Origin of the sequence: Solihabitans fulvus (genome assembly GCF_008386585.1) — a bacterium.
Taxonomy (GTDB): Bacteria; Actinomycetota; Actinomycetes; order Mycobacteriales; family Pseudonocardiaceae; genus Solihabitans; species Solihabitans fulvus.
Genome location: NZ_VUOB01000316.1, coordinates 1 through 494 on the forward strand (window position 1 = coordinate 1; position 494 = coordinate 494).

General features: G+C 31.4%; 1 protein-coding gene. It reads left to right on the top strand.

All coding sequences use genetic code 11. The annotated features are described in order from the left end of the window. Positions 1-209 (top strand): hypothetical protein (locus F0L68_RS45945; RefSeq protein WP_223199647.1); only part of this gene is annotated, 209 nt, incomplete at its 5' end. Positions 210-494: the final 285 nt, after the last annotated feature.

Genomic DNA, 494 nt, shown 5'->3' on the forward strand with positions numbered 1-494 from the left:
CGGGCAACAACAAACTTTTGGTACTTGTAGTTTCTTCGTACATAACTTCTTCATCACATGCAATTTCTGAAATAGCCTTTAAACCCGGAGTTTTGTCTAATATGGTTTATGGGCACATAACACCTTCATTCGATGTAAAAATTCAATATCTCAAAAATGATACTGAAACCCTTCATCCACTCGTGTCTTCAATTACTGAAGGATTGTAACTTTGCTATAACCCTAGTATAATCCGGCATCGACAAACATCAAAGACGTTTCAACTATAGGGAATGTAAAAATGTAAAAATATGGTAATCGACTGAAAGTAGCGTTTATTACAAAGATAGACTTGACATATTGTTATGTCATTATCATAAATTACAATGTACCGACGAAATACTGATCTGATTATTTGCAGATCTGAATATCTATACTAAATTATTAATTAAGGTATCATTTAATTAGCTATGACTAATTATTCATACTATTTTCTACTAAAATACCTACATACG